21 protein-coding genes are annotated in these 23,927 nt (G+C 44.4%); 18 read left to right on the top strand and 3 right to left on the bottom strand.

Annotated features, from left to right (window positions below):
- The first annotated feature begins 33 nt into the window (after window positions 1–33).
- From mdh to coaE, 7 genes are all read left to right on the top strand, one after another.
- On the top strand, window positions 34–972 hold the full coding sequence (gene mdh, locus MY9_RS14440; protein WP_003237775.1) for a malate dehydrogenase: 939 nt from the start codon (window positions 34–36) through the stop codon (window positions 970–972).
- 211 nt (window positions 973–1,183) lie between these two features.
- On the top strand, window positions 1,184–1,906 hold the full coding sequence (gene phoP / locus MY9_RS14435; protein ID WP_014664941.1) for a two-component system response regulator PhoP: 723 nt from the start codon (window positions 1,184–1,186) through the stop codon (window positions 1,904–1,906).
- Window positions 1,899–3,638, top strand: coding sequence for a sensory box histidine kinase PhoR (gene phoR, locus MY9_RS14430; protein WP_014664940.1), 1,740 nt, complete (start codon window positions 1,899–1,901; stop codon window positions 3,636–3,638). Before phoP ends, phoR begins: the two co-directional genes overlap by 8 nt.
- 243 nt (window positions 3,639–3,881) lie before the next feature.
- On the top strand, window positions 3,882–6,524 hold the full coding sequence (gene polA, locus MY9_RS14425; protein ID WP_014664939.1) for a DNA polymerase I: 2,643 nt from the start codon (window positions 3,882–3,884) through the stop codon (window positions 6,522–6,524).
- 22 nt (window positions 6,525–6,546) lie between these two features.
- Complete coding sequence (gene mutM, locus MY9_RS14420) at window positions 6,547–7,374, top strand: DNA-formamidopyrimidine glycosylase (RefSeq protein ID WP_081483636.1); 828 nt, start codon at window positions 6,547–6,549, stop codon at window positions 7,372–7,374.
- Window positions 7,375–7,543: 169 nt separating this feature from the next.
- Window positions 7,544–8,176 (top strand): sporulation membrane protein YtaF, encoded by a 633-nt coding sequence (gene ytaF, locus MY9_RS21285; protein ID WP_003229449.1) that lies wholly within the window; start codon window positions 7,544–7,546, stop codon window positions 8,174–8,176.
- Between the two features lie 15 nt (window positions 8,177–8,191).
- The gene (gene coaE / locus MY9_RS14405; RefSeq protein ID WP_014664937.1) at window positions 8,192–8,785 is read left to right on the top strand and encodes a dephospho-CoA kinase; all 594 of its coding nucleotides are present in this window, start codon (window positions 8,192–8,194) and stop codon (window positions 8,783–8,785) included.
- A 39-nt stretch (window positions 8,786–8,824) separates the two neighbouring features.
- Here coaE and ytbE read toward each other — a convergent pair whose 3' ends face one another.
- Together ytbE and MY9_RS14395 are read right to left on the bottom strand one after the other, a co-directional pair.
- A complete protein-coding gene (gene ytbE, locus MY9_RS14400; protein WP_014664936.1) occupies window positions 8,825–9,667 on the bottom strand; it encodes an aldo/keto reductase YtbE in 843 nt (280 codons plus the stop codon).
- 23 nt (window positions 9,668–9,690) lie between these two features.
- Window positions 9,691–10,881: an MFS transporter gene (locus MY9_RS14395; RefSeq protein WP_014664935.1), complete on the bottom strand. Its 1,191-nt coding sequence runs from the start codon at window positions 10,879–10,881 to the stop codon at window positions 9,691–9,693.
- Window positions 10,882–11,063: 182 nt separating this feature from the next.
- On the opposite strand from MY9_RS14395, the gene MY9_RS14390 reads away from it, so the two are divergent.
- The 9 genes from MY9_RS14390 to thrS all read left to right on the top strand — a co-directional run bounded on the left by MY9_RS14390 (window position 11,064) and on the right by thrS (window position 20,431).
- The gene (locus tag MY9_RS14390) at window positions 11,064–11,444 is read left to right on the top strand and encodes a winged helix-turn-helix transcriptional regulator (RefSeq protein ID WP_003229458.1); all 381 of its coding nucleotides are present in this window, start codon (window positions 11,064–11,066) and stop codon (window positions 11,442–11,444) included.
- Window positions 11,445–11,647: 203 nt separating this feature from the next.
- Complete coding sequence (locus tag MY9_RS14385; RefSeq protein WP_014664934.1) at window positions 11,648–12,670, top strand: glyceraldehyde-3-phosphate dehydrogenase; 1,023 nt, start codon at window positions 11,648–11,650, stop codon at window positions 12,668–12,670.
- A 238-nt stretch (window positions 12,671–12,908) separates the two neighbouring features.
- A complete protein-coding gene (speD, locus tag MY9_RS14380; protein WP_003223584.1) occupies window positions 12,909–13,289 on the top strand; it encodes an adenosylmethionine decarboxylase in 381 nt (126 codons plus the stop codon).
- 262 nt (window positions 13,290–13,551) lie between these two features.
- Window positions 13,552–14,010: a transcriptional regulator NrdR gene (nrdR, locus tag MY9_RS14375; RefSeq protein WP_040082169.1), complete on the top strand. Its 459-nt coding sequence runs from the start codon at window positions 13,552–13,554 to the stop codon at window positions 14,008–14,010.
- A gap of 114 nt (window positions 14,011–14,124) precedes the next feature.
- On the top strand, window positions 14,125–15,543 hold the full coding sequence (gene dnaB / locus MY9_RS14370) for a replication initiation membrane attachment protein DnaB (protein ID WP_014664932.1): 1,419 nt from the start codon (window positions 14,125–14,127) through the stop codon (window positions 15,541–15,543).
- Between the two features lie 26 nt (window positions 15,544–15,569).
- Window positions 15,570–16,505: a primosomal protein DnaI gene (gene dnaI, locus MY9_RS14365; RefSeq protein WP_014664931.1), complete on the top strand. Its 936-nt coding sequence runs from the start codon at window positions 15,570–15,572 to the stop codon at window positions 16,503–16,505.
- 33 nt (window positions 16,506–16,538) lie between these two features.
- The gene (locus MY9_RS14360; RefSeq protein ID WP_014664930.1) at window positions 16,539–17,180 is read left to right on the top strand and encodes a TVP38/TMEM64 family protein; all 642 of its coding nucleotides are present in this window, start codon (window positions 16,539–16,541) and stop codon (window positions 17,178–17,180) included.
- 78 nt (window positions 17,181–17,258) lie between these two features.
- Window positions 17,259–18,104: a putative sporulation protein YtxC gene (ytxC, locus tag MY9_RS14355; protein ID WP_014664929.1), complete on the top strand. Its 846-nt coding sequence runs from the start codon at window positions 17,259–17,261 to the stop codon at window positions 18,102–18,104.
- 395 nt (window positions 18,105–18,499) lie between these two features.
- Window positions 18,500–20,431: a threonine--tRNA ligase gene (gene thrS, locus MY9_RS14350; RefSeq protein WP_014480529.1), complete on the top strand. Its 1,932-nt coding sequence runs from the start codon at window positions 18,500–18,502 to the stop codon at window positions 20,429–20,431.
- Window positions 20,432–20,470: 39 nt separating this feature from the next.
- Here the strand turns inward: thrS and MY9_RS14345 are convergent, their stop codons facing one another.
- Window positions 20,471–21,253, bottom strand: a complete 783-nt coding sequence (locus MY9_RS14345) for an HAD family hydrolase (RefSeq protein WP_014664928.1) — start codon at window positions 21,251–21,253, stop codon at window positions 20,471–20,473.
- Between the two features lie 166 nt (window positions 21,254–21,419).
- On the opposite strand from MY9_RS14345, the gene lytS reads away from it, so the two are divergent.
- Window positions 21,420–23,201 carry a two-component system sensor histidine kinase LytS gene (lytS, locus tag MY9_RS14340; protein WP_014664927.1) on the top strand — a complete coding sequence of 594 codons (1,782 nt, stop codon included), beginning with the start codon at window positions 21,420–21,422 and terminating at the stop codon, window positions 23,199–23,201.
- Window positions 23,179–23,904, top strand: coding sequence for a two-component system response regulator LytT (lytT, locus tag MY9_RS14335; protein WP_014664926.1), 726 nt, complete (start codon window positions 23,179–23,181; stop codon window positions 23,902–23,904). The genes lytS and lytT overlap by 23 nt, the downstream gene beginning before the upstream one ends.
- The last annotated feature ends 23 nt before the right edge of the window (window positions 23,905–23,927 follow it).

Here is a 23,927-nt window from a genome sequence, read left to right as displayed (position 1 = left end):
AGCCTAAAACTAGCCATAAAGGAGAAGAGAGACATGGGAAATACTCGTAAAAAAGTTTCTGTTATCGGAGCAGGTTTTACCGGAGCTACAACTGCATTTTTAATCGCTCAAAAAGAGCTGGCAGACGTTGTTCTTGTTGACATTCCGCAATTGGAGAACCCGACAAAGGGAAAAGCGCTTGATATGCTTGAAGCAAGCCCGGTTCAAGGCTTTGACGCAAAAATTACGGGAACATCCAATTACGAGGATACAGCTGGCTCTGACATTGTTGTCATTACAGCCGGTATCGCAAGAAAACCTGGTATGAGCAGGGATGATCTGGTCTCTACAAACGAAAAGATTATGAGAAGCGTTACACGGGAAATCGTGAAATATTCTCCTGACTCTATTATTGTGGTGCTGACAAATCCTGTTGATGCAATGACATACGCGGTGTACAAAGAATCCGGCTTCCCTAAAGAGCGTGTAATCGGCCAGTCCGGTGTGCTTGATACGGCGAGATTCAGAACATTTGTAGCAGAGGAATTAAACCTGTCAGTGAAAGATGTGACTGGCTTCGTACTCGGCGGACACGGTGACGATATGGTGCCGCTAGTGCGTTATTCATATGCCGGCGGTATCCCGCTTGAAACTCTCATTCCGAAAGAACGGATTGACGCAATTGTGGAGCGCACTAGAAAAGGCGGAGGCGAAATCGTGAATCTTCTTGGAAACGGAAGCGCGTATTATGCGCCTGCGGCTTCTCTGACAGAAATGGTCGAAGCGATCTTGAAAGATCAACGCCGCGTCCTTCCTACAATTGCTTATCTTGAAGGGGAATACGGCTATGAAGGCATCTACCTTGGCGTTCCTACAATTGTAGGCGGCAACGGACTTGAACAAATCATTGAACTTGAACTGACAGACTATGAAAGAGCGCAGCTGAATAAATCAGTTGAATCTGTCAAAAATGTCATGAAAGTATTATCCTAATAAAAAGAGAGAAAGGCTTGCTTGATACAGCCTTTCTCTTTTTACTATATATGAAAGCGCTACCATTATCGTTTGTATTTCTTTTAAAAATGGTGTAAAAGGCGAATTGTCGGAATGTCCTGCTTTCGCTAAAATAAAATCATGAAACATGTTAAGATGACATAAAATAGAGAAATAGGATGTCGGGGAATTATAATACTGGAGGCACAGCATGAACAAGAAAATTTTAGTTGTGGATGATGAAGAATCTATTGTTACTCTTTTACAGTACAATTTGGAACGGTCAGGCTATGATGTTATTACCGCCTCGGATGGGGAAGAAGCACTCAAAAAAGCGGAAACAGAGAAACCTGATTTGATTGTGCTTGATGTGATGCTTCCAAAACTGGACGGAATCGAAGTATGCAAGCAGCTGAGACAGCAAAAACTGATGTTTCCCATTTTAATGCTGACAGCGAAGGATGAGGAATTCGATAAAGTATTAGGGCTTGAGCTTGGTGCTGACGATTATATGACCAAGCCGTTCAGTCCAAGGGAAGTAAATGCGAGAGTCAAAGCGATTTTAAGGCGTTCGGAAATGGCTGCGCCCTCTAGTGAAATGAAGAACGATGACATGGAAGGCCAGATCGTAATTGGCGATCTGAAAATCCTGCCTGATCATTATGAAGCGTACTTTAAAGAAAATCAGCTTGAACTGACACCGAAAGAATTCGAACTGCTGCTTTATTTAGGCAGACATAAAGGCAGAGTTCTGACAAGAGATCTGCTGCTGAGTGCAGTCTGGAATTATGATTTTGCCGGAGATACGAGAATAGTTGATGTGCATATCAGCCATCTTCGCGACAAAATTGAATATAATACCAAAAAACCGATCTATATTAAAACGATTAGGGGATTGGGGTATAAACTGGAGGAGCCAAAAATGAATGAATAAAAACCGTGTGCGCCTTTTTTCTGTATTCGTTGTCTGTTTGATTCTGGTGTTTTGTGTCCTCGGGCTGTTTTTACAGCAGCTCTTTGAAACATCTGGTCAAAGGAAAGCAGAGGAACACATTGAAAAAGAAGCAAAATACATGGCTTCGCTACTTGATGCCGGCAATCTAAATGATCGAGCAAACGAGAAAATCATTAAAGATGCAGGCGAGGCGCTTGATGTGAGTGCAGCCGTTATTGATACAGACGGCAAGGTGCTGTATGGGTCAAACGGGAGAGCGGCAGATTCCCAAAAGGTGCAGGCGCTTGTTTCTGGCCATGAGGGGATTCTTTCAACAGCAGATAACAAGCTTTATTACGGACTTTCACTTAGAAGCGAAGGTGAAAAAACAGGATATGTGCTGCTTTCCGCCTCTGAAAAAAGCGACGGCTTGAAAGGCGAATTGTGGGGAATGCTGACGGCCAGTCTTTGTACCGCATTTATCGTCATTGTTTATTTTTATTCCAGCATGACCTCACGTTATAAAAAGTCAATAGAAGCAGCGACAAATGTAGCCACAGAACTTTCTAAGGGGAACTATGATGCACGGACGTACGGCGGCTATATCAGACGCTCTGATAAGCTTGGACGTGCGATGAACAGCCTTGCCATTGATCTGATGGAAATGACCCGAACGCAGGAAATGCAGCGGGATCGGCTGCTGACAGTCATTGAAAACATTGGCTCCGGACTGATTATGATCGACGGAAGAGGTTTTATTAATCTTGTAAACAGGTCTTACGCCAAGCAGTTTCATATCAATCCGAATCAGATGCTGCGCCGTCTTTATCACGATGCATTTGAACATGAAGAAGTGATCCAGCTAGTCGAAGATATTTTTATGACGGAGACAAAGAAATGCAAGCTGTTAAGACTTCCGATCAAAATAGAACGGCGTTATTTTGAAGTGGACGGCGTTCCGATTATGGGGCCGGACGATGAATGGAAAGGAATTGTGCTTGTTTTCCATGACATGACGGAAACAAAGAAATTAGAGCAGATGAGGAAGGATTTTGTGGCCAATGTTTCTCATGAGCTGAAAACACCGATTACGTCCATAAAAGGGTTTACGGAGACGTTATTGGATGGGGCGATGGAGGACAAAGAGGCGCTTTCTGAATTTCTCTCTATTATTCTTAAGGAAAGCGAAAGACTTCAGTCTTTGGTTCAGGATTTGCTCGATCTCTCAAAAATCGAGCAGCAAAATTTCACGCTCAGTATCGATACGTTTGAGCCGGCCAAAATGCTTTGTGAGATTGAAACGCTTCTGAAGCATAAGGCCGATGAGAAAGGCATCTCCTTGCAACTGAATATTCCGAAAGACCCTCAATATGTGTCAGGTGATCCGTACAGGCTGAAACAGGTATTTCTTAATCTCGTAAACAATGCGTTAACCTACACGCCTGAGGGAGGCTCAGTGGCTATCAATGTAAAGCCCAGAGAAAAAGACATTCAGATTGAGGTCGCCGATTCCGGAATCGGAATTCAGAAAGAAGAAATTCCGCGCATTTTTGAACGCTTTTACCGCGTAGATAAAGACAGAAGCAGGAATTCGGGGGGAACCGGGCTGGGCCTTGCGATTGTGAAGCATTTAATAGAGGCTCATGAAGGGAAAATTGATGTCACAAGCGAGCCTGGACGGGGAACTGTCTTTACCGTGACGCTGAAACGGGCCGCTGAAAAGTCCGCCTAATGTTTACAAAGGTTTAACAATATCTTCATGCACTGTTAAACCTATGCTGGTAGGATGTAGTAGAACCCCTTCATCCAAGGAGCCAATTTTGACGGCGGGAACCTATTTGTGTTCCCGTCCTTTTTTGTGTGTTCTCTTATAGTTCACGTATTTTCCTTTCAAATTGAACTTTGTTAAAATAAGAGGAGCTAATGACTATGTAAGAGATGAATGGAAGCGTGAGGCTTCTTAGGAGGAAATTGAATGACGGAACGAAAAAAATTAGTGCTTGTAGACGGAAACAGTCTGGCTTACCGGGCGTTTTTTGCATTGCCGCTGTTAAGCAATGACAAAGGTGTTCATACAAATGCTGTATACGGCTTTGCGATGATTTTGATGAAAATGCTTGAGGATGAAAAACCGACGCATATGCTGGTTGCGTTCGATGCCGGGAAAACAACATTTCGTCACGGCACATTTAAAGAATATAAAGGCGGCAGACAGAAAACCCCGCCTGAGCTTTCCGAACAAATGCCTTTTATCCGCGAGCTGCTTGATGCCTATCAGATCAGCCGCTATGAACTGGACCAATATGAAGCGGATGATATTATCGGTACACTGGCCAAATCGGCTGAAAAAGACGGGTTTGAAGTAAAGGTTTTCTCAGGAGATAAGGATTTAACTCAGCTGGCAACGGACAACACGACAGTTGCCATTACGAGAAAGGGAATTACCGATGTTGAATTTTACACACCGGAGCATGTCAAAGAGAAATACGGGCTTACGCCTGAACAAATCATTGACATGAAGGGTCTGATGGGCGATTCCTCAGATAATATCCCGGGTGTGCCCGGCGTCGGAGAAAAGACTGCGATTAAGCTTTTAAAACAATTTGATTCCGTTGAAAAGCTGCTGGAGTCCATTGACGAGGTGAGCGGAAAGAAATTGAAGGAAAAGCTTGAGGAATTTAAGGATCAGGCATTGATGAGCAAGGAGCTTGCGACGATTATGACGGATGCTCCGATTGAGGTATCTGTTTCCGGCCTGGAATATCAAGGCTTTAACCGTGAACAGGTCATTGCCATCTTTAAAGATCTTGGCTTCAACACGCTTCTTGAACGGCTTGGGGAAGACAGTGCAGAAGCGGAGCAGGATCAGTCGTTAGAAGACATTAATGTCGAAATCGTTACAGACGTAACCAGCGGTATATTGGTTTCTCCATCTGCATTTGTCGTTGAACAGATTGGCGATAATTATCATGAAGAGCCGATTCTCGGATTTTCGATCGTAAATGAAACGGGAGCTTATTTCATTCCGAAAGACATTGCCGTTGAGTCTGAGGTGTTTAAAGAATGGGTGGAAAATGACGAGCAGAAGAAATGGGTCTTCGACAGCAAGCGGGCTGTTGTTGCCTTGCGCTGGCAGGGCATTGAGCTAAAGGGTGCCGAGTTTGATACGCTCCTTGCGGCCTATATCATCAACCCGGGCAATTCATATGACGACGTTGCGAGTGTGGCCAAGGATTATGGCCTGCATATCGTTTCGAGCGATGAATCAGTTTACGGCAAAGGGGCAAAACGGGCAGTGCCGTCAGAAGACGTACTGTCTGAGCACCTTGGCCGAAAAGCGTTAGCTATTCAAAGCCTTCGGGAAAAGCTTGTTCAGGAGCTGGAAAACAATGATCAGCTTGAGCTGTTTGAAGAGCTTGAAATGCCTCTTGCGCTTATTCTCGGAGAAATGGAATCAACTGGCGTCAAGGTCGATGTTGACCGTTTAAAACGGATGGGTGAAGAACTGGGTGCGAAGCTGAAGGAATATGAAGAAAAAATCCATGAGATCGCGGGAGAGCCGTTTAACATCAATTCTCCGAAACAGCTCGGCGTCATCTTGTTTGAAAAAATTGGCCTTCCTGTCGTAAAGAAAACGAAAACAGGTTATTCTACGTCTGCCGATGTGCTTGAAAAGCTGGCTGACAAGCATGATATTGTCGACTATATTTTGCAGTACAGACAAATTGGCAAGCTCCAATCAACATATATCGAAGGGCTTTTAAAAGTGACGAGACCTGATTCGCATAAAGTGCACACGCGCTTTAATCAGGCCTTAACGCAAACTGGCCGTCTCAGCTCGACTGATCCGAATCTGCAAAACATTCCGATCAGGCTTGAGGAAGGACGAAAAATTCGCCAAGCTTTTGTGCCGTCTGAAAAAGACTGGCTCATTTTTGCAGCCGATTATTCACAAATCGAGCTGCGGGTGCTTGCCCATATTTCAAAGGATGAAAATCTGATCGAAGCTTTTACAAACGATATGGATATTCATACGAAAACAGCAATGGATGTGTTCCATGTTGCTGAGGATGAAGTAACATCTGCGATGAGACGCCAGGCGAAAGCGGTCAACTTTGGCATTGTTTACGGCATCAGTGATTACGGTCTGTCACAGAACCTCGGCATCACCAGAAAGGAAGCCGGTGCATTTATCGACCGCTATCTGGAAAGCTTCCAAGGCGTAAAAGCGTACATGGAAGATTCAGTTCAGGACGCGAAGCAAAAAGGGTACGTAACAACACTTATGCATCGACGCCGCTACATTCCTGAGCTGACGAGCCGAAACTTTAATATCCGCAGTTTTGCGGAGCGGACGGCCATGAATACACCGATTCAAGGAAGCGCCGCTGATATCATCAAAAAAGCTATGATTGACATGGCTGCCAAGCTGAAAGAAAAACAGCTGAAAGCAAGGCTGCTGCTTCAAGTACACGATGAATTGATATTTGAAGCGCCACAGGAGGAAATTGAAATTCTTGAAAAGCTTGTTCCTGAAGTAATGGAGCATGCGCTTGCATTAGATGTGCCGTTAAAGGTGGACTTTGCATCAGGCCCATCTTGGTACGATGCGAAATAAACAGAGATAGGAAGTGATGGATGTGCCGGAATTACCAGAGGTTGAGACGGTCCGGCGCACTCTGACCGGGCTTGTAAAGGGAAAAACAATCAAATCGGTAGAGATCAGATGGCCGAATATCATCAAACGGCCTGCCGAGCCGGAGGAATTTGCGCGAAATCTAGCAGGAGAAACGATACAGTCTATCGGAAGACGGGGAAAGTTTTTGCTGTTTCATTTAGATCATTATGTCATGGTTTCCCACCTGCGAATGGAAGGGAAATACGGGCTTCATCAAGCGAAGGAGCCAGACGATAAACATGTGCATGTCATATTTACGATGACGGATGGAACCCAGCTCCGTTACAGAGATGTTCGGAAGTTTGGAACCATGCACTTATTTAAACCGGGAGAAGAGGCGGGCGAGCTCCCGCTTTCTCAGTTAGGTCCGGAGCCGGATGCAGAAGAATTTACGAGTGCATATTTAAAAGAACGGCTTGCCAAAACAAACCGCGCTGTCAAAACTGCCCTGCTGGATCAAAAAACGGTCGTCGGACTAGGGAACATTTATGTGGACGAGGCTCTTTTCAGAGCGGGTGTCCATCCCGAGACAAAAGCAAATCAATTATCAGATCAGACAATCAAAACCCTTCACGCTGAAATCAAAAATACCCTGCAGGAAGCGATTGATGCAGGCGGCAGCACAGTCCGCTCGTATATCAACTCCCAAGGGGAAATCGGAATGTTCCAGCTGCAGCATTTTGTGTACGGAAAAAAAGACAAGCCATGCAAAAATTGCGGAACGATGATTTCGAAAATTGTCGTCGGGGGAAGGGGCACGCATTTTTGCGCAAGGTGCCAGAAAAAATAGCAGCATAAAGCTTCATCGTCCAAGCTGTCGGTGCATATATCAGTAACTCTGTAATAGAGGATGCCATTTTTGAAACACGGATTTTTCACTTTCCCATATATATGATTGTGATGAATCCCGGGCATTTCACATCTGATACAAGAGCACCAACAGAAAGGAAGAAACGGATATGCAAATGGTTTCTATACTGCTGCTGGCGTTGGCTGTCAGCTTGGACAGTTTTTCAGTCGGATTTACGTACGGATTGAGAAAAATGAAAATACCGTTTAAAGCGATTTTGGTTATCGCCTGCTGTTCCGGTGCTGTCATGTTTATATCCATGCTGATCGGAAGCTTTCTCACAAAGTTTTTTCCTGTATATGTGACGGAGAAGCTTGGCGGTTTGATATTGGTCGGAATTGGTGCGTGGGTTCTGTATCAATTTTTCAAACCGGCGAAAGACAAAGAATACCTATTGCATGAAAAAACACTGCTTAATTTAGAGGTTCGGTCATTAGGGATTGTGATTCATATTTTGAGAAAACCGATGAGTGCGGATATCGACAAATCGGGTGTGATCAATGGAATTGAGGCGGTCTTATTGGGATTTGCCTTATCGATTGATGCCTTTGGGGCGGGTATAGGCGCAGCCATTCTCGGTTTTTCACCGATTGTGATGAGCATCGCCGTGGCAATCATGAGCTCACTGTTTGTATCAATCGGAATCAATGCCGGCCATTTTTTGTCTAAGTGGAAATGGATCGATAAAATGGCGTTTTTGCCAGGGCTTCTGCTGATCACGATTGGGCTCTGGAAATTGTAAAAAGGAGTGGATCTCTTGACCTTAGTCATTGGTTTAACGGGAGGAATAGCTAGCGGCAAAAGCACGGTAGCCAATATGCTGATTGAAAAAGGAATAACAGTTATAGATGCAGATATCATTGCAAAACAAGCGGTAGAAAAAGGGATGCCGGCCTACCGGCAAATCATTGACGAATTCGGTGAAGACATCCTGCTCTCAAATGGCGATATAGATCGAAAAAAGCTTGGGGCGCTGGTATTTACAAATGAACAAAAGCGTCTCGCCTTAAATGCAATTGTTCATCCCGCAGTCAGGCAGGAAATGCTCAAGCGCCGTGATGAGGCCATTGCAAATCGGGAGGCATTTGTTGTATTGGATATCCCGCTTTTGTTCGAAAGCAAATTGGAATCATTGGTTGATAAAATTATTGTGGTCAGTGTGACAAAAGAGCTCCAACTGGAACGTCTGATGAAGCGCAATCAGCTGACGGAAGAAGAAGCAGTCAGCCGTATTCGCTCTCAAATGCCCTTAGAGGAAAAGGCAGCAAGAGCAGATCAAGTCATCGATAACAGCGGCACGCTCGAAGAGACCAAAAGGCAGCTTGATGACATCATCAACAGCTGGGCATAATACAAAAACACCGTTCAATATGAACGGTGTTTTTTGCCATTAAAAATCAAAGTTGTCCGGATCAGGGCCGACGCGCAAATCTTCATTCAGGGCATCGATTCGGTTCATGTCATCCTGTGTTAATTCAAAGTCAAAGACACTTGCATTTTCTTTAATGCGGTGTTCCTTCGTTGATTTTGGAATTGTGATGATGCCATGCTGCAGATCCCAGCGCAAAATAATTTGTGCGACAGATTTGTTATATGCTTGAGCGATGTCAGCCAATACAGGGTGATCCAGCAGCTGCCCCTGCATCAAAGGTGACCAAGCCTCCATCTGGATGTCCTGATTTTGGCAGTAACTTATCAATTCTTTTTGTGTGAGGCGCGGGTGAAATTCCACTTGGTTAATCATAGGCTTAATTTCAGCTGCCGTCATCAGATCTTCAAGATGGTGAATTTGGAAGTTGCTTACGCCGATTGCTTTGATACGGCCTTCTTTATACAATGTTTCAAGCGCTCTCCAAGCATCTTTATACTTTCCTTCTACAGGCCAGTGGATGAGGTATAGATCTAAATAATCCAGACCGAGTTTTGACAGGCTTGTTTCAAATGCGGCGAGTGTTTCCTCGTAGCCTAAATCAGCATTCCATACTTTCGATGTAATAAACAGATCCTCTCTTGAAATGCCTGCTTCTTCAATGCCCTGCCGAATCCCTTCTCCGACTCCAGCTTCATTTCCATAGATAGCTGCAGTATCAATACTGCGGTACCCGTGGGCAATGGCAGTTTTAACTGCGTTTACCAGTTCAGATCCTTCCTCCACTTGGAAGACGCCGAGGCCGAACCAAGGCATTTTTACCCCATTATGAAGTGTTGCTGTTGCTTGTAAATGTGTTGTCATGTTTATTTCCTCCTTTAAAATTGTCAGGCTTCCTGCCGATCCCGTTTTTCCATCAAGCGGCTCCAGCCTGTTAAAATAACTGCTCCGGCCACCATTAATCCGCCTATCCAAGCGGTATGAATCAATCCGATTGAATCGGTGATCACACCACCAAGGTATGAGCCAAGCGCGATCCCTGCATTAAAGGCAGCGATATTCATCGCGGATGCGACGTCAACTGCACTCGGGACAAAACGCTCAGCCAGCATGACGACATACACCTGAAGGCCGGGCACGTTCATAAAGGCCAGCAATCCCATACAGAGAATGGTGATGAGGCCTGCTGCTTGATATGAGGCCGTAAATGTCAGTACAAATAGAACGATTGCCTGTACGATAAACATATAGAATAAAGCGGCAATCGGATTTCGGTTAGACAGCTTTCCGCCAATCATATTTCCGATAGCGATAGCGATTCCATATCCGAGCAGAATCACTGCAACAGTTCCGGCTTTGAAGCCTGTTACTTCCTGAAGCAGGGGAGACAGATATGTGAATACAACGAATGTTCCTCCGTACCCAAGAGCTGTAATGACAAATAAAAGCAATAACCGGCCGTTTGTCACAAGCTTCAATTGATCCCGCATCGTTGTTTTTGTCCCTTTTCGTAATTTGGACGGTACAAGAATGCCATTTGTAATAAAAGCAATGATTCCGACGGCGATAATGACCATAAAGGCAAAACGCCAGCCGAACTGCTGGCCGATAAATGTGCCGAAGGGAACTCCGGTTACAGTTGCCACAGTAAGGCCGGTAAACATAATCGAAATCGCGCTGGCCCTTTTATTCTCCGGGACAATATCCGCTGCGATTGTCGAACCAATTGACATAAACACACCGTGTGAAAATGCCGATATCACACGGGCTGCTAATAAAATCCCAATGCTTGAAGCGGTTGCTGCCATCGTATTACCGGCAATAAAAATAAACATGATCCAAAGCAATAGTGTCTTACGAGACATGCTTGAGGTCAATGAAGTTAATATAGGTGCTCCAAATGTAACGCCGAGCGCATAAAGGGAAACGGTCAATCCCGCTGTTGTGACTGGAATATGCAGGTCATCAGCAATGAGCGGCAAAAGGCCGACACTGATAAATTCGGTTGTCCCTATAGCGAATGCACTTACGGCCAAAGCCAGGAGTGCAGGAATACTGCTTTTATTGGCTGAAGTCATGATGTTCCTCCTTTGTATGTGTGTTGTATGATTGAAATTCTGCTGAGTAAGCTATATAAATAAAAAAGAGCAGATTCAAATCAGCCGGCAAATGTGATTATGAAACATATCGTTAGGAAAGAAAAGTACGTACTTTTAAGTGCTATAGTCACTTTTTGGTGCCTGTAAGGAGAATGGATTGTATGGAGAAGAAAAAATATAACATTTCTGTTGAAGCGACTCTCGAAGTGATTGGCGGGAAGTGGAAATGCGTGATTTTATGCCATCTGACGCACGGAAAAAAACGCACGAGTGAATTAAAGCGCCTGATGCCCAACATCACGCAAAAGATGCTGACCCAGCAGCTGCGTGAGCTGGAAGCGGACGGTGTCATTAACCGGATTGTTTATAATCAGGTTCCTCCAAAAGTGGAATACGAGCTCAGCGAATACGGGCGCAGCTTAGAAGGGATATTAGATATGCTGTGTGCTTGGGGAGCGAATCATATTAACAGAGTGTACGGAGATACATTTTCTGTGTTAGAAGAAAGTGTGCTCAATGATAAGTTGAAACAGGAATCATAAGTATGAAGGCAGTCAGTGCAGAGCGCTGGCTGCTTTTTGGCTTTACGCCTGATATTTTGTGCAAGAAAACATATGATGTATCATAAATTAGCGTTATAATCGTTGATTTTTATCAATATGTACTGGCGAATTTGTTTTAATGTGTTATACTAATTTTAGATAGTAACATATTAGGATGGCATAATTGATAAGGGGTGTCCAACATGAAGGTAAAAGTAGCGATCAACGGGTTTGGAAGAATCGGAAGAATGGTTTTCAGAAAAGCGATGTTAGACGATCAAATTCAAATAGTGGCCATTAACGCCAGCTATTCCGCAGAAACGCTGGCTCATTTAATAAAGTATGACACAATTCACGGCAGATACGATAAAGAGGTTGTGGCTGGTGAAGACAGCCTGATCGTAAATGGAAAGAAAGTGCTTTTGTTAAACAGCCGTGATCCAAAACAGCTGCCTTGGCGGGAATATGATATTGACATAGTCGTCGAAGCAACAGGGAAGTTTAATTCAAAAGATAAAGCGATGGGCCATATAGAAGCGGGCGCAAAAAAAGTCATTTTGACTGCGCCGGGAAAAAATGAAGACGTTACCATTGTGATGGGGGTAAATGAAGACCAATTCGACGCTGAGCGCCATGTGATTATTTCAAATGCGTCATGCACGACAAACTGCCTTGCGCCTGTTGTAAAAGTGCTGGATGAAGAGTTTGGCATTGAGAGCGGGCTGATGACTACAGTTCATGCGTATACGAATGACCAAAAAAATATTGATAACCCGCACAAAGATTTGCGCCGGGCGCGGGCTTGCGGTGAATCCATCATTCCGACGACAACAGGAGCGGCAAAGGCGCTTTCGCTTGTGCTGCCACATCTGAAAGGAAAGCTTCACGGCCTCGCTTTGCGTGTCCCTGTTCCGAACGTCTCATTGGTTGATCTCGTAGTTGATCTGAAAACAGATGTTACGGCTGAAGACGTAAACGAGGCATTTAAACGCGCTGCCAAAACGTCGATGTACGGTGTACTTGATTATTCAGATGAACCGCTTGTATCGACTGATTATAATACAAATCCGCATTCAGCGGTCATTGACGGGCTTACAACAATGGTAATGGAAGACAGAAAAGTTAAGTTGCTGGCGTGGTATGACAACGAATGGGGCTACTCCTGCAGAGTTGTTGATTTGATCCGCCATGTAGCGGCACGAATGAAACATCCGTCTGCTGTATAAAATAAGGTCATGGACACATTTTAAAGAAAAAACCCTTAACAGCATATTTCTAAAAAAACGCACCTTGCAAATTAGACTTAAACACAGTATACTATTTTTCGTGAACTTCTTGCTTGAGACTGTTTCGGAATTACTTAAAGGGTTAGGACCTCTCCGGACTAACTTTCCCCCGTGGTAAATGGCCGACCCAGTTGTTGGAATTTCACTTTTTAATTCTTGTTAAGGGGGGTCCATGACTATGGAAACAATGGGGCGTCACGTTATCTCCGAGCTATGGGGATGCGATTTTGATAAGCTGAATGACATGGATTTTATTGAAAAAACGTTTGTAAATGCTGCTCTAAAATCAGGTGCTGAGGTGCGCGAGGTTGCATTTCACAAATTTGCACCGCAAGGCGTAAGCGGAGTTGTGATTATTTCTGAATCACACTTAACGATTCACAGTTTTCCTGAGCACGGATATGCGAGCATTGATGTTTATACTTGTGGAGACTTAGATCCTAATGTTGCTGCTGATTACATCGCAGAGGCATTACATGCTGATACAAGAGAAAACATTGAAATACCGAGAGGAATGGGGCCTGTGCAAATTAAACAGGCGCAAGCGAAAGTACTATAAAGTAAATGCGAACACAAAGGGAGCTAAAGCTAGAAGGCCATTATGCGCTTTTTAGCTTATGCTCCTTTTATTTTTATAAAGAAACGAGAGTGTCAGCTTTTTCTTTTTTCATTTTTTTTGTAAAATAAGAAGGAGATTTTCACAAACCACCTAATGCTATAGAAACATATTGAACAACGGCTCTCCCGACAGATGCTGTCACAAAAGGCGGAGGCTGCCGAAAATACATTGCAGGGAACGATATAGTTGGGAGCTGATTTTATTGAAATGTCCTTCATGCCAGCATAACGGAACGCGAGTCCTTGATTCACGGCCTGTAGATGACGGAAAATCGATTCGACGAAGACGCGAGTGTGAATCCTGCCACTACCGGTTTACGACCTTTGAGAAAGTGGAGGAAACCCCGCTCATCGTTGTGAAAAAAGAAGGTGTGCGTGAGGAGTTCAGCAGAGAAAAAATGCTGCGCGGCCTCATAAAAGCATGCGAAAAAAGGCCTGTTTCACTCAAAACGCTTGAAGACATGTGCTTTGATATTGAAAAAGAACTTCGCAATCAAGGCTGCTCTGAGGTGAAGAGTGAGTTCGTCGGAGAAATGGTCATGGACCGGCTGGCTAAGATTGATGAAGTCGCATATGTGCGGTTCGCGTCCGTCTATCGGCAGTTTAAAGATATAAACGTCTTTATCGACGAATTAAAAGACTTAATAAAGAAAGAGCGTTAAAAGAGCTAAGAGGATTCTTCTAGCTCTTTTCTCATGTGCAAAATTGGCATTTGATAGATATAAGAAACGGTGTAAAATGAAAGGTAGAAACAAATTCGGAAGGTTTGAGAATGTATGGCTGACTATTGGAAAGATGTACTGCCTGTAGACCCGTATGTGGTGAAAAGCAGATCGATGCTGCAGGATATTGACAGACAAATTATTACACAACTGTACCAGCCCTTAATCGGCCCAGTTGCATTCTCTCTTTATATGACATTGTGGGGAGAGCTTGAACAAAACCGTCTGTGGGGCGGAGAGTCCACACATAGACAGCTGATGGGGATGACACAGTCCAACTTAAAAACGATCCATCAGGAACAGGGGAAGCTCGAGGGCATCGGATTGCTGAAAGTATATATGAAAGAATCCGAGCGGCAGGAGCGCCTCTTTATATATGAACTCCTTCCGCCGCTCAGGCCAAATGAATTTTTTGAAGACGGAATGCTGAATGTTTTTCTGTACAACAGGGTCGGAAAAACGAAATATCAGCAATTAAAACAATTTTTTACGCACCCGGCCATTTCAGAAGATGCGAAGGACATTACGCGGCCGTTTAATCACGCGTTTGAATCGCTGCAGCCGAGTGAATGGAAGCTCACATCTGATATGGAGGAAACGGTAAGACTTGCCGAGGGGAACGAGTATACTTCTGTCGGACAGGCTCCGTCCTACACTATAACGGAGGATGTGTTTGATTTTGATTTGTTTTTAGCGGGACTTTCTGAGACGATGATTCCGAGAAAAGCGATGACCCAGCAGGTGCGGGACACAATCAAAAAGCTTTCTTATCTGTACGGAATTGACCCATTGCAGATGCAAAATGTCGTGATGAGCGCAATTGATGAGCATGATGTCATTACGACGGAGGCATTAAGAAAAGCGGCCAGCGACTGGTATCAAATCGAAAGAAACGGACAGCTGCCCGATTTAGTGGAAAAAACACAGCCGGTGCATCTGCGTGAAGGCGAAAAACCGGTAGAAGAGGATTCTCTGGACGGGAAGCTGATCGCATTGCTGGAGACGATTTCTCCGAAGAAGCTTCTGCAGGACATTGCTGACGGAACAGAGCCGTCAAAAGCGGATCTGAAAATCATAGAAGAAATTATGTTCGAACAGAAACTCGAGCCAGGCGTCACAAATGTGTTAATTTATTATGTCATGCTGAAAACCGACATGAAGCTGTCGAAAAACTATATTCAAAAAATCGCGTCACATTGGGCACGAAAAAAGGTGAAAACGGTCAGGGAAGCGATGAAACTCGCGATAGAAGAGAACCGCCAATACCTTGAATGGGCTGAGGGAAAAACAAAGTCTTCGAAACGAAACCAAAAAGTGATTCGCGAAGAAAAGCTTCCTGACTGGATGAAAGAAAAAGAAACAGCGTCCGATTCAGAATCCGGACAGCAGAAGCTGCATCCGCAAGATTTGGAAGAACAGAAGAAAAAGATGATGGAAGAAATGCAAAAACTGAAAAAATACTCTGCCTATTAAAGACAGAGATGCGGGGTGAGGAATAGATGGAACCAATCGGCCGTTCCCTGCAGGGCGTAACCGGCAGGCCGGATTTTCAAAAACGTCTTGAACAAATGAAGGAAAAGGTCATGAAAGATCAAGATGTTCAAGCATTTTTGAAGGAAAATGAAGAAGTGATTGACCAAAAAATGATCGAAAAAAGCTTAAATAAGCTTTATGAATATATCGAACAAAGCAAGAATTGCTCCTATTGTTCGGAAGACGAAAATTGCAACAATTTGTTGGAGGGCTACCATCCGAAGCTTGTTGTCAATGGGCGGTCTATTGATATCGAATATTATGAATGCCCAATTAAACGGAAGCTCGACCAGCAGAAAAAACAAAAGTCTCTTATGAAAAGCATGTATATCCAGCAGGATCTTCTCGGTGCGACGTTCCAGCAGGTCGATATCAGTGACCCGAGCAGGCTCGCGATGTTCCAGCATGTTACAGATTTTCTGAAAAGCTATAACGAGACGGGAAAAGGCAAAGGACTATATTTATACGGGAAATTCGGGGTGGGAAAAACGTTTATGCTCGCTGCGATTGCCAATGAGCTGGCTGAAAAAGAATATTCATCCATGATTGTCTATGTGCCCGAATTTGTGAGAGAGCTTAAAAATTCGCTGCAAGACCAAACATTAGAAGAGAAGCTCAATATGGTAAAGACCACACCCGTATTGATGCTAGATGACATCGGAGCTGAATCAATGACAAGCTGGGTAAGGGATGAAGTCATCGGAACAGTGCTTCAACACAGAATGTCCCAGCAGCTGCCCACTTTCTTTTCTTCTAATTTCTCACCTGACGAGCTGAAGCATCATTTTACGTATTCGCAAAGGGGAGAAAAGGAAGAAGTAAAAGCGGCAAGATTAATGGAGCGGATATTATATTTGGCTGCTCCGATCCGCCTTGACGGAGAGAACCGCCGCCATCCGTAACTGCTGCGGTTCAAAGGGGAAGGAACTGAGGGTATGAAACGAAAAACCGCTTTTAAATGGCTGGCAGTGCTGGCAGGTGCAGGTTTAATCTTTTGGGGAAATAAAAGATATTTGAATGTATCGCCGAAAGAGATCAGGGTATGGGTATTGTCGTTCGGTGTTTTTGCTCCGCTGATGTTTATCGGGATATCCATCGTCAGGCCGCTCGTTTTATTTCCGGTGTCTGTTATTTCAATAGCGGGCGGACTTGCGTTTGGTCCGCTTCTCGGCACGTTTTATACGTTAGTCGGTTCAATGTGTGCTTCAGCTGTTTCGTTTTTTGCGGCCGGTTTGTTTGCGGCGAAAAAGAACGGCTATTATGAAAAGCTTGAAGCCATCCAGAAGCAAATGGAGGATAACGGATTTTTCTATATCTTCCTTTTAAGAATCCTGCCGATCAATTTTGATTTCGTCAGCTATGCGGCAGGCCTTTCCAATGTCAAAGCGATGCCGTATTTTGCGGCGACGGCTGTGGGAATCATCCCTGGGACCATTGCGCTGAATGTTCTGGGAGCAAGCTTTTTGTCTGGTAATCTGCCAGCTTTCTTTCTTGTTCTCGCTCTGTATATCGTGTTTATTTCGCTGCCATTAATCTTCAGAAAGAAAATGCAAAACTTGTTCCAGGAATCAAATTAAGATTTGCCAGTGACCTTTACGTCTATTTTAAAAACATCCCCCATATACTTGTAACAGATGCCGTAAGGGGGGACAAACATGCTTGAAATAATCTTTGAAGATGACCATGATGCAGCCGCTTTTTTACATCTCATTCAGCATTCGGACGATCGGAACAATATCATTGTCCGTGAAGGCATACGAAAAATCGGGATTAAAAAAGCGAAGCCGGCTTTCTCTATTCAACGTTTTATGGAGCCGATTCTGGTCAAATTTTTTTTGGAATGCAAAGAAGACGAGCATATGCTGTCATTGATTGAGGAAACATATTGTTTCACTGACCAGGATGAACAGCAGCAAATTCTTCAGCTCGCACACAGTATTATGGAAGGTGAAGCAGACGATCTTCAGTTTGAGCCGCTGAAGCTTTCACGGAAACAATCTATTTTGGATGAACTCCAAACGATCTGTTTAGAGGAAGGCGTATTTTACATTCGCTCTTTTCAGACCTTCCGACTTGGATCATACTATAAGCAGCTGAGAGATATTACAGAAGCAGCGATTGATGAATATAAGATGGAACAGGAATATCAAAACTTTATTCAAACACTCAGAGACTATGTAAACGCCAAACAGCCGCGTATCAAAAAAGTGCATATTGTCCATGATGGTTCCTTTACATTATGGGAGCTGCGCTATGTGCCGGAACGGGAAAAAATGAAATACATAGACAGGCGGTTTGTCCGGGATCATCCTATGTATATTGATTCTCATTTGCTCGCGCCTCTGATTTCCATTGCGCCTGATGAAGTCGTGCTTTATACCGACCAGCCAGAGCACATGATGGCAAGGACCATTCAAAACGTGTTTCAAGAAAGAGTGGAAATGCTTCCGCTGCACGCTTTTTCAGATGCAGAAACAACGGTGAAGCAATCGGAAGGATAAGGGCCGGCAGCCTGTATATATAAGGCTGTCGGTTTAAAAAAAGGAAACGCGGCCGTGTTGATTTTTTAGATTGAACAATTTATAATACATAGGAGATTAAGAAAGACACACGTATTGATAAGGACACGAAGGAATGATACCGGCTCAAAGAGAGGGAAGCCCCGGCTGCAAGCTTCCCAGCTAAGGACCATTCGCTTTACCGCCTTTGAACTTCAGCTGTGAACCCCTTGAAAAGGAACAGTAATGGCTGACGGGAACTCCCGTTACAGAGCTTAGAGCCGCAGGTGCCGTATTGGCTTTGCGGAAAAAAGGGTGGAACCACGATTCCGTTTATTCAACCTCGTCCCTTTCATAGGGGGCGGGGTTTTTTATATGCAAAAAAAGGAGTGACAAAGATGTCAGATATGGTAAAAATCACATTTCCTGATGGAGCAGTCAAGGAGTTTGCGAAAGGAACAACAACAGAAGATATCGCGGCATCCATCAGTCCGGGCTTAAAGAAAAAATCATTAGCCGGAAAACTGAACGGAAAAGAAATCGATTTGAGAACGCCGATCAATGAAGACGGTACAGTGGAAATCATTACAGAAGGCTCGGAAGAAGGTCTTCAAATTATGCGCCATAGTACGGCTCACTTATTGGCTCAAGCGATTAAACGTATCTACAAGGATGTTAAATTCGGCGTCGGTCCGGTCATCGAAAACGGTTTTTACTACGACGTAGAAATGGACGAAGCGATTACACCGGAGGATCTGCCGAAAATCGAGAAAGAAATGAAAAAAATCGTCAATGCGAACCTTCCGATCGTTCGAAAAGAAGTCAGCCGTGAAGAAGCGAAAGCCCGTTTTGCGGAAATCGGTGACGACCTGAAGCTTGAACTATTGGATGCGATTCCTGAAGGAGAAACCGTTTCGATCTATGAGCAAGGCGAATTCTTTGACCTGTGCCGCGGCGTCCACGTTCCTTCAACCGGGAAAATCAAAGAATTTAAGTTGTTAAGCCTTGCAGGCGCATACTGGCGCGGTGACAGCAAAAACCAAATGCTTCAGCGCGTATATGGTACAGCTTTCTTCAAAAAAGCTGATCTTGAAGAGCATCTTCGTATGCTAGAAGAAGCGAAAGAACGCGACCACAGAAAGCTCGGCAAAGAATTAAAGCTGTTCGCGAACTCTCAAAAAGTCGGACAAGGCCTGCCGCTTTGGCTGCCAAAAGGCGCAACAATCCGCCGCGTCATCGAGCGATACATTGTCGATAAAGAAATCAGCCTCGGCTATGAGCATGTATACACACCTGTGCTTGGCAGCAAAGAGCTGTATGAAACATCAGGGCATTGGGACCATTATCAGGAAGGCATGTTCCCTCCGATGGAAATGGACAATGAAACACTTGTATTGCGTCCGATGAACTGTCCGCACCATATGATGATTTACAAACAAGACATTCACAGTTACCGCGAGCTTCCGATTCGTATTGCAGAGCTTGGAACGATGCACCGCTATGAAATGTCAGGTGCGCTGTCAGGGCTTCAACGGGTACGCGGAATGACGTTAAACGATGCACACATCTTTGTGCGCCCGGATCAAATTAAGGATGAGTTTATCCGTACAGTCCGTTTAATCCAGGATGTATATGAGGATTTCGGTTTAAGTGATTACACATTCCGTCTGTCTTACCGCGATCCGGAAGATACAGAGAAATATTTTGATGACGATGAAATGTGGAACAAAGCGCAATCCATGCTGAAAGAGGCAATGGACGAAATCGGCCATGACTATTACGAAGCAGAAGGTGAAGCGGCATTCTACGGCCCTAAACTTGATGTTCAAGTAAAAACTGCAATCGGCAAAGAAGAAACATTGTCTACGGTTCAGCTTGATTTCTTATTGCCGGAACGTTTCGATCTGACATACATCGGTGAAGACGGCAAGCAGCACCGTCCGGTTGTCATTCACAGAGGCGTCGTCTCAACAATGGAACGTTTTGTCGCCTTCTTAATCGAAGAACACAAAGGCGCACTGCCGACATGGCTTGCACCGGTTCAGTTCCAAGTCATCCCGGTTTCTCCGGCTGTGCATTTAGACTACGCAAAAAAGGTACAGGAACGCCTGCAGCGTGAAGGCCTGCGTGTTGAGGTCGACAGCCGTGATGAAAAAATCGGTTACAAAATCCGTGAAGCACAGATGCAAAAAATCCCGTACATGCTGGTGGTCGGTGACCAAGAAGCAGAAAACGGCGCGGTAAACGTCCGGAAATACGGTGAACAGAACTCTGAAACGATTTCTCTTGATGAGTTTGTCAAAAAGGCAGTAGCTGAAGCGAAAAAATAAAATAAAAAAGCATGATCTCATTGAAGAGATCATGCTTTTTTATTTCTCTAATATAGGAAACAAATCATGAAGGCTGCTGATGATGTAATCAGGCGATACGTCAGTTTCGTTTTTCTTATCCGTCCGGTTGATCCAAACGGTTTTGATTCCGGCTCTTGAAGCGCCTAAAATATCAGTATTCAAATTATCGCCGACCATGATGGCATCGTCTTTTTCAATATTCATCAGCTTAAGGCAATGTTCAAAAATGGAAACATCCGGCTTGCCCTTGCCGAATGCGCCAGAGATGACAATTTCATTGAAGTAAGGGGCGAGCTCAGGCACACCGGCAAGCTTCTCCTTTTGCAGACTCGGATCGCCATTAGTCAAAAGCAATAATTCATATTTGCCTTTTAATTGATCGAGTACAGCAAATGTTTCATCATATACAAACGGGCGTTTTCTGCGCTCTGCCGCAAAAAACTCTCCCAAGTATTCGCCATATGCAGGATCATCGATCCCAAGCGCTTTAAGTCCGTTTGTCCACGCATTTCTTCTGTACTCCGGCACAATCTTGTTCAACTTTTGAAAGCCCTCACTGATAGGCTCTGAGAAATTGGACCACAGCCCTTCAAACGGGTTAATGCCGATCATCACTGTATATGGATACGTCTCATATGACATGTACAATTCTCTCGCCGCTTCGCGAACAGCTGCTTCGAATTCCTCAGGGTCAAGGCCATATTTTTTCTCCGCCTGTAAGCAAGTTTCTGCAAATGTTGTTCTGACGCTTTTTTCGTCCCAAAGTAGTGTATCATCTAAATCAAAAAATACGGCTTTCATGATCTTCTCCTCTGCTTCAGATTCAAATCTTTCTGCCAAAAGGCTCATGTTTTATTTTACAATAGATAAAAGCCTTGTGAAATATGTTTTCAGATGATTTTAAAAAAACAGTCAGCCGCAAAACGAAAACATGCTAGAATGAAAACGGAAAGAACAGGTGACATGAATGATTCATTTGATGATTATGATGCTTGAGAGGGTAGGGATTATTGTTATATTAGGGTTCATTCTCGCCCATACGAAACTTTTCAGACAAGCTCTTCAGAATCAGGACGGCTATAAAGGAAAAGCGGTTTTGATTTCTATTTTTTCTCTTTTCAGCATCATCAGTAATTATACAGGTATCGAAATTCAAAGAAATATGATCGTAAATAATGACTGGGTGCTTACGATAGATCCATCGGGCTCTATCGCGAATACCCGTATTTTGGGTGTGGAAATCGGAGGCCTTCTCGGAGGTCCGTTTGTAGGGACTGGAATTGGCATACTGGCGGGCCTGCATCGTCTTTCACTCGGTGGCAGCACGGCCTTAAGCTGTGCCGTGTCATCCATTTTAGCGGGTGTTCTTGCAGGCTTGATCGGCAGGTATTTTACGAAGCGATATCGAATGCCGACACCGCGTATCGCCGCTCTTGTGGGAATCGGCATGGAGTCCCTGCAAATGCTCATTATTTTGCTGATGGCAAAGCCGTTCAGTGACGCTTGGGAGCTTGTCAGCATGATCGGGATTCCGATGATCCTGATCAATGGTACAGGCAGTTTTATTTTCCTGTCGATTATTCAAGCAATCATTCGCAAGGAAGAGCAGGCGAGGGCTCTCGAAACGCATCGAGTACTGACGATTGCTGATCAGACACTTCCATTTTTTCGCCAAGGATTAAATGAAAACTCCTGTAAAAGTGTAGCGGCTATTATCCATAAGCTGACTGGAACAGATGCGGTGTCTCTCACTGATAAAGAAAAGATCCTTGCGCATGTCGGCGCGGGCATGGATCACCACATTCCATCAAAAAGCTTGATCACCGGCCTGTCTAAAAAGGTAATTAAAACAGGACATATCATGAAGGCGATTTCGAAGGAAGAGATTGAATGCACGCATGCTGAATGCCCTTTGCACGCCGCAATTGTCCTGCCGCTGACATCGAACGGCAACACAATAGGCACCTTAAAAATGTATTTTAAAAGCCCGGCAGGCCTTAGCCAGGTAGAGGAGGAGCTTGCTGAGGGACTGGCCATGCTGTTTTCGACACAGCTTGAGCTTGGGGAAGCAGAGCTGCAAAGCAAGCTTCTCAAGGATGCTGAAATCAAGGCGCTACAAGCACAGGTGAATCCGCATTTTTTATTTAATGCGATCAACACGATTTCTGCGCTCTGCCGCACAGATGTTGAAAAAACCCGCAAGCTCCTATTGCAGCTCAGTGTTTATTTTCGTTCAAACCTTCAAGGAGCGAGACAGCTGCTGATCCCGCTCTCAAAGGAGTTAAACCATCTTAACGCCTATTTGTCATTAGAACAGGCGCGTTTTCCCGGGAAATATAAAATTGAGCTCAATATCGACAGCAGACTGGAGCAGATTGAAATCCCTCCGTTTGTTTTGCAGGTGCTAGTCGAGAACGCGCTTCGGCACGCGTTTCCGAAAAAACAAGACATGTGCAAGGTTACAGTCTGTGTCATATCTGATAATGCGTCCGTCTATATGAAGGTGACGGATAACGGACGCGGAATACCGGCGGACGTCCTGCAGGAACTGGGGAAGAAGCCATTTCCGTCTAAGGAGGGAACCGGTACAGCGCTTTATAACCTAAATCAACGGCTGATCGGTTTATTCGGACAGCAGGCTGCACTGCATATCAGCAGTGAGGTTCATAAAGGGACAGAGGTTTCCTTTCAAGTGCCAATGCAACAGATGAAAGAGGGAGAAGAACATGCTCAGGGTGTTAATAGTTGATGATGAGATGCTGGCAAGGGATGAACTGGCTTACTTGCTCAAGCGGACCAATGAGGAAATGGAAATCAATGAAGCGGAAAATATTGAATCCGCTTTTGACCAAATGATGGATCAAAAACCTGATTTGCTGTTTTTAGACGTTGATTTATCCGGAGAGAACGGTTTTGATATCGCAAAGCGATTGAAGAAAATGAAGCATCCTCCTGCTGTTGTGTTTGCGACAGCGTATGACCAGTATGCGCTCAAAGCGTTTGAGGTAGATGCTCTTGATTATTTAACCAAACCTTTCGATGAGGAAAGAATTCAGCAAACGCTGAAAAAATACAAAAAAGTCAATCGGGATATTGTCGAAACAGATCAAAACAGCCATGCCGGGCAGCATAAGCTCGCGCTATCTGTGGGAGAATCGATTGTGATCGTGGATACGAAGGACATTATCTATGCCGGAACAGAGGATGGCCATGTTAATGTAAAAACCTTCGATCATTCTTATACGGTCAGCGAGACGCTTGTTGTGATTGAGAAAAAGCTTCCGGATTCTGATTTTATCCGCGTCCATCGGAGCTTTGTCGTCAATACCGAATATATTAAAGAAATTCAGCCATGGTTTAATTCAACGTATAATCTGATCATGAAAGACGGATCGAAAATACCGGTCAGCCGGACATATGCGAAAGAATTGAAAAAGCTGCTCCATATTTGATGGGCGGCTTTTTGCATTTCAGC

It is taken from the genome of Bacillus sp. JS (assembly GCF_000259365.1).
Classification (GTDB): Bacteria; Bacillota; Bacilli; order Bacillales; family Bacillaceae; genus Bacillus; species Bacillus stercoris.
The sequence above is the reverse complement of the archived record's forward strand: the minus strand, read 5'-3'. Positions and strand labels throughout refer to the sequence as shown.